The following is a 6,000-nucleotide window of genomic DNA, read 5'->3' as shown; positions in this document are numbered from 1 at the left end:
TTAGATTCTAAATTACATGTGAAGTATCAATTTTATTTTCTCAAAAAATCAAATTTGAGAGAGCTGCTTTCCTGTTGTCTTTTTAGAGCAATTTTCATAAGTGTTTTCATACAAATGTTAGTTGAACAGAATCAGGAAATTTACGCGCTGTTTATCCCCCACCTTCACGTTTAAGGTTTCCTCTCACTTAAAGGTGGGGATATTACAGTCCGTTAATGCGTGATAAATAGTGAGGCTGTCCTATTGGACTTGACCCCTTCATGATTGAGGAGTCGGTTCTTTGAGACAGCCTCTTTTCATGCTATAATGTATGATTGCAAGCCGATAAATGATTGATATATATGGAAAAGTCTTGAATTTATTAAGGAGAAACTTATATGATTTATTTAGATAACAGTGCAACTACAAAACCCAATCCTGACGTGCTGAAAAGCTTTCAACAGGTGTCCACCACCTACTTCGCAAATCCATCTTCCATTCACACTTTGGGCGGACAGGTAGAAAAACTTTTTGTGACGGCGAGACAACAGGCTGCCGAGCTGCTTAAAGTGAATCAGAATGAAATTGTGTTCACTTCCGGCGGGACAGAAGGAAATAATATGGCAATTAAAGGTGTTGCGCTTGAGCATCAAAGTAGAGGGAAGCATATTATTACAACCGAAATAGAGCATCCATCCGTTTATGAAGCCTGTAAAAGCTTGGAAAATATCGGTTTTGAAGTTACCTATTTGCCAGTTAATGAAAAAGGGATCATTTCTGTAGATGAGTTAGTAAAAGCCATTCGGAAGGATACTATTCTTATCTCCATCATGCATGTTAATAATGAAATAGGCTCAATCCAGCCGATTCACGAAATAGGTGACATTGCCGCAAAACATCCCAAACTCCTTTTGCATGTAGATGATGTTCAGGGTGTTGGTAAAGTTCCACTGAAGCTTCATCATAGCGGAATTGACTTATGCACGTATTCGGCACATAAAATTCATGGACTAAAAGGAACGGGAATACTGTATGTAAACAATCGGACAAAGTTATTCCCTCTATTTCATGGAGGAGATCAAGAACATGCACATCGCTCGGGCACTGAAAATGTAGCCGGCGCAGTGGCAATGGTAAAAGCACTTAGGCTGATAAAAGAAATAGAAAAAACAGAAATAGACAGACTGTATAGACTGCAGCATCATTTGCAAAAAGAATTGCAAAACATGGATGGCGTTATCGTTAATACACCGGAAAATGCAGCACCACATATTATGAATTTTTCCGTTCCCGGGATAAAGCCCGAGGTAATGATCCATATGCTTGGGGAAAAGAATATTTTTATATCCACAAAATCGGCCTGTTCCTCCAAGCAAAAAGATGAAAGTAAGATTCTGGCTGCCTGTGGGTTTAATAAAGATATAGCCATGTCTGCACTAAGGGTCAGTCTGTCGTATGATACGAACAAAGAAGAAATAGAATCATTTTTACGTGTGTTACAAGATGCAATAATTCAATTTAAACAGGTAATGGAGTAGATGAATAATGAAATATGATCATATTTTAATTCGATACGGTGAAATGGCTTTGAAAGGAAAGAACATCAAGTCGTTTATATTACAGCTGCAGCAAAATGTTCAACAAAAGGTCAAAGATTATCCCGGTGTAAAAGTGCAAAGAACCCAGGGAAGGATGTTCGTTTTATTGAATGGACATGACCCAGAACCAATTGTAGAAAAATGCAAGCATATTTTTGGTATTCAAAGCTTAAGCCTCGCGATCAAAGTAGAAAATGATGTGGAAAAAATAAAAGAAGCAGCATTGTTTGCTTTAAAAGAGAGTGATAATGTTCGCAAATTTAAGGTTACCGTGAAAAGGATTAATAAGGATTTTTCTGTACGCTCTCAGGAAATGAATCAGGTGCTTGGCAGGCATTTACTTATTAATACAGAGGATTATACGGTAGATGTTCATGAGCCTGACATGGAAATTAAGGTGGAAATAAGAAGGGAGGCAACATACATTACTTCCGAGGTTATTCCAGGCTTCGGCGGATTACCTGTAGGCACTTCCGGGAAATCGTTATTACTCCTCTCCGGCGGCATCGACAGCCCAGTTGCAGGATTTCTGGCTATGAAGCGGGGTGTACAGCTGGAGGCCATTCATTTTCATTCCCCGCCATATACAAGTGAGCGGGCTAAACAGAAGGTGCTTGATTTGTCGAAACAGCTGACAACATTCGGGGGCTCTATTAGAGTTCATATTGTACCTTTTACAAAGCTGCAGCAGGAAATTCACCGGGAAATCCCTGATGGATATGCGATGACGGTGATGCGCCGAATGATGATGCGTATAAGTGAACAGGTATGTGAAAAAGAAGATATTTTATCGATGACGACCGGCGAAAATCTCGGACAGGTTGCCAGTCAGACGATGGAAAGCATGAATACCATTAATGCGGTAACAAACTATCCGATTATCCGACCGCTTATTGCAATGGATAAATCTGAAATCATAGCGATTTCCCAAGATATCGGCACGTATGAGACATCCATTTTGCCTTATGAGGACTGCTGTACCATCTTTGTGCCAACATCCCCAAAGACGAGGCCAAGACGTGATAAAACAGCACATTTTGAGTCGACAAAAGATTTCAGTGAACTGATTGAAGAAGCGGTCAGCGGGATTGAAGTGATGAAGATAACTCCGGCCAAAACGGAAGATAAAGCGTTTGAAGATTTGTTGTAAGGTCATTTTATCGAAATGATATAAGCAAGATGGGGTTAATAATTGGAAAAGCTTGTATTAACAACAACTTCCAATGAGATTTAGTGCATGTTTTTTCTCTTCCTGACACAATCTATGTGTACCAAGGAGGTGAACTAACATGGCAAATAACAATAATTCAAACCAATTAGTAGTCCCTGGTGCTCAGCAAGCACTTGACCAAATGAAAACTGAAATTGCTCAGGAATTTGGTGTGCAGCTAAATGCTGATTCTACTTCCCGTGCTAATGGTTCCGTTGGTGGGGAGATTACTAAACGTCTTGTTCAAATGGCTGAACAGCAATTTGGCGGACCGCAACAATAAAAAATAAAATAAAAATTGGCTAACCGAAAAGGTGATGGGACGGTTCTCCTGTTTTCGTATAAATAAAACAGAAGAACCGTCCCTTTTATTTAGCTCCAGTATGTTTTCCTTTACCCGTACGTTAAAGAAGACTTGCCGAATGACCAGACACGAGGTTCGTCGCACTTATACCTTTGGATATAAGTCAGCTTCGGCTTAGTAGTCGCTATCCGGACGCTTTCCGCCTTTATTTACAAAAATGTTCTTTTTACACGATCCCAGAAGGAGTTGTTTTTCAGTTTGACGGTTTTAATTACATCTTCACTCAGTGTTATGGTGATGTCGTTGATGTTGCGGATGGAATAGGCTTCATTATCCAAACCGATAATTGGATAATCATTTCCGTCTTGTGTTACGGAGAGCTTCAGTTTCCGGTTTTGGTTTAATATGAAAGATGAACCAAGTGTCCGGTACCGGTTATTATTGATAGAGGCAAGTTCAGAAACCTGAAAACATGGAATCTTTGGATCGATAACAGCTCCCTCTACAGATTTGTTATATCCTGTACTTCCGGTTGGGGTCGCAACGATCAGCCCGTCTCCTCTGAAGGTTTCAAAATGTTCGTCATCGATAAATACATCAATTACGATAGATTTAATAATCGATGAACGCACACTTACCTCATTCAGTGATTTAAACGATGAATCGTTATTTACCTGCACATTGATGACAGGGAAGCGGCGAACTTCCATTTCTTCATTTTGCATAATATGAAGCATCTCATTGAAATTGTCCAGATTAAAATCACAATATAGACCAGATTCACTGGAACGAGTGAAGCCTGTATATAGCACATCATCTCGAAATCCTGTTTTTCTGACAGCTTGCAGGAAGGCTCCATCCCCGCCAATACTTATAATAATGTTGGCATCACGGGAATCTTCTACAATGTTAAATTGATTTTCTTCTGCTAATTTAAATAGAGTTTCCATTCTTTGTGCAAGCTCTATATCATGTTTTGGATAATAAAAATATAAGTTTCTTCGATTTTGCATTGCTTTAGTACCTCCAATGAAATAAGGGTTTTTATCTATCTTATCATCATCAGCTCTTTTCATCTAATAAATGCATAATGAATGAGTAAAAATTGGATTTCTGTCAAAAATAGGAAGAAGGGTAGACACCGCAAATCTGTCAATTATTTTTGAAGAAAGGAGCTGGGAGAGCTTGGTATGGTTTATCTTTGGCATCACTGGATTCCTTATTTTTATTCTATTATCACATATTTATATTTCCTTTAAGCTACTGTATACCGACCAGGAACACTATTTTTCTATAACAATCAAGTTATTTCGAATCCGTATGTTTAAAAAATCTTATCCACTAGTACCGGAAAATATAAATCTGTCCCATTCAAATCCAGAATTTGAAAATTTTTCATCAAAATTACATAAGCTGCTGGAATCAGTGAAACTATTTAAACAAACACTTACCATTATTTTAAAAAAATTGAAATTGCATGAGTTAAATTGGGTGACGAGTGGCGGAACAGGGGATGCGGCAACGACAGGAATAACAGCAGGTGGCATTTGGTCGATCAAAGGAATGATAGCAGGACTTTTCGGGAATTTCACCCAGGTCAAATGTGAGCCGGTAATTCGGGTGAATCCTGATTATCAAAAGCTGTATTTTCGTTCGACATTAGATTGTATGGTATCGATTCAAATAGTACAAGCTATACATATCATTATTAAAATCTTTCGTCTGTTCTTTTCCGTGAAACCGGAAAAAACGGTATCCGCATCATAACTTTTTTATTTTGGGAGGTAACATCAATGGAAGAACATCCAATTCAAGGGCTTATGACAACAACGATGGAAAACTTGAAAGATATCGTGGAAGTAAACACGATTATAGGCGATCCTGTGGAATCCCCTGACGGCAGCGTGATTATACCTGTGAGCAAATTGGGCTTTGGTTTTGCAGCTGGCGGAAGTGAGTTTAAATCAGAGGGAAGCCACGGGAATTCGGAAGATGAAGAGCTGCCTTTTGGCGGAGGAAGCGGGGGAGGCGTTTCCATAACTCCAATTGCCTTTTTAATCGTAAGTGGAAAAGGAATTAAAATGGTGCATTTAGATCAGCAGACTCATATTTACGAGAAAATGCTTGACTATGCGCCGCAGGTTATAGAAAAAATACAGCAAATGCTAAAAGAAAATATACCGGGAAAAGAAACGAGGCGGAAAGCGGAAAAAAAGGATGCGCCGACACAATATGATATTTAATCATCATTTTTCTGATTGAACTGAGGGTATCTCCCTCAAAGTTAATCCTTTTAGTTGGACATATCTCCGTCTCCGCTATAAACTCATAATTAGAGAAGATATTAATTTTGGGAGGGATATTGCATGGCGAATGTTACATTTCAGGAAAATCCGGTTACATTGTTAGGAAAGGAAATAAATGAAGGGGATCAAGCCCCTGACTTTACTGCACTTTCTAATGACCTTAAAGCGGTTTCGTTAAATGACCACAAAGGAAAAGTAAAGCTGATCAGTGTTGTTCCATCTGTTGACACTGGTGTTTGTTCACTGCAAACACAACGTTTTAATAATGAAGCTGCAAGCATCGGTAATGTTCAAGTGATTACAGTAAGTATGGACTTACCGTTTGCTCAAAAACGCTGGGTAGAAGAAAATAAAGTGGACAAGCTGGATCTGTTATCCGATCATAGAAATGCTGACTTTGGTGAAAAATATGGCGTTCTGATTGAAGAGTTACGCTTACTGGCAAGGTCTATTTTTGTAATAGATTCCGATGATAAGGTAACTTATAAAGAAGTAGTTAGTGAAGTCAGTAATCATCCGGATTATGATAAAGCATTGGAAGCAGCCAGACAAGCAAAATAAAATAACCTTTATTTTAAACTCTCTCCCGATCAGACAGGGGGA

7 protein-coding genes are annotated in these 6,000 nt (G+C 38.8%); 6 read left to right on the top strand and 1 reads right to left on the bottom strand.

The annotated features are described in order from the left end of the window. Positions 1–377: 377 nt before the first annotated feature. The 3 genes from ACDX78_RS14220 (at position 378) to ACDX78_RS14210 (ending at position 3,070) form a co-directional block, all read left to right on the top strand. Complete coding sequence (locus tag ACDX78_RS14220) at positions 378–1,517, top strand: cysteine desulfurase family protein (protein WP_486028813.1); 1,140 nt, start codon at positions 378–380, stop codon at positions 1,515–1,517. Positions 1,518–1,524: 7 nt separating this feature from the next. Continuing rightward, positions 1,525–2,727 (top strand): tRNA uracil 4-sulfurtransferase ThiI, encoded by a 1,203-nt coding sequence (gene thiI / locus ACDX78_RS14215; protein ID WP_486028812.1) that lies wholly within the window; start codon positions 1,525–1,527, stop codon positions 2,725–2,727. 139 nt (positions 2,728–2,866) lie between these two features. Continuing rightward, positions 2,867–3,070 carry an alpha/beta-type small acid-soluble spore protein gene (locus ACDX78_RS14210; RefSeq protein WP_486028811.1) on the top strand — a complete coding sequence of 68 codons (204 nt, stop codon included), beginning with the start codon at positions 2,867–2,869 and terminating at the stop codon, positions 3,068–3,070. A 230-nt stretch (positions 3,071–3,300) separates the two neighbouring features. Here the strand turns inward: ACDX78_RS14210 and ACDX78_RS14205 are convergent, their stop codons facing one another. After that, a complete protein-coding gene (locus ACDX78_RS14205; protein ID WP_486028810.1) occupies positions 3,301–4,104 on the bottom strand; it encodes an NAD kinase in 804 nt (267 codons plus the stop codon). A gap of 172 nt (positions 4,105–4,276) precedes the next feature. Here ACDX78_RS14205 and ACDX78_RS14200 point away from each other — a divergent pair, with 172 nt between their 5' ends. The 3 genes from ACDX78_RS14200 to tpx all read left to right on the top strand — a co-directional run bounded on the left by ACDX78_RS14200 (position 4,277) and on the right by tpx (position 5,958). Further along, the gene (locus ACDX78_RS14200; protein WP_486028809.1) at positions 4,277–4,858 is read left to right on the top strand and encodes a DUF2953 domain-containing protein; all 582 of its coding nucleotides are present in this window, start codon (positions 4,277–4,279) and stop codon (positions 4,856–4,858) included. Positions 4,859–4,884: 26 nt separating this feature from the next. Continuing rightward, positions 4,885–5,334: a GerW family sporulation protein gene (ytfJ, locus tag ACDX78_RS14195; RefSeq protein WP_486028808.1), complete on the top strand. Its 450-nt coding sequence runs from the start codon at positions 4,885–4,887 to the stop codon at positions 5,332–5,334. A 123-nt stretch (positions 5,335–5,457) separates the two neighbouring features. Further along, the gene (tpx, locus tag ACDX78_RS14190; RefSeq protein WP_486028807.1) at positions 5,458–5,958 is read left to right on the top strand and encodes a thiol peroxidase; all 501 of its coding nucleotides are present in this window, start codon (positions 5,458–5,460) and stop codon (positions 5,956–5,958) included. Positions 5,959–6,000 lie beyond the last annotated feature (42 nt).

The sequence above is a fragment of the Virgibacillus oceani genome, from assembly GCF_041521345.1.
In the GTDB taxonomy this organism is placed as follows: domain Bacteria; phylum Bacillota; class Bacilli; order Bacillales; family Amphibacillaceae; genus Virgibacillus_N; species Virgibacillus_N oceani_A.
Note: the sequence above shows the minus strand (reverse complement) of the source record. Positions and strands in the feature narration are given on the sequence as shown.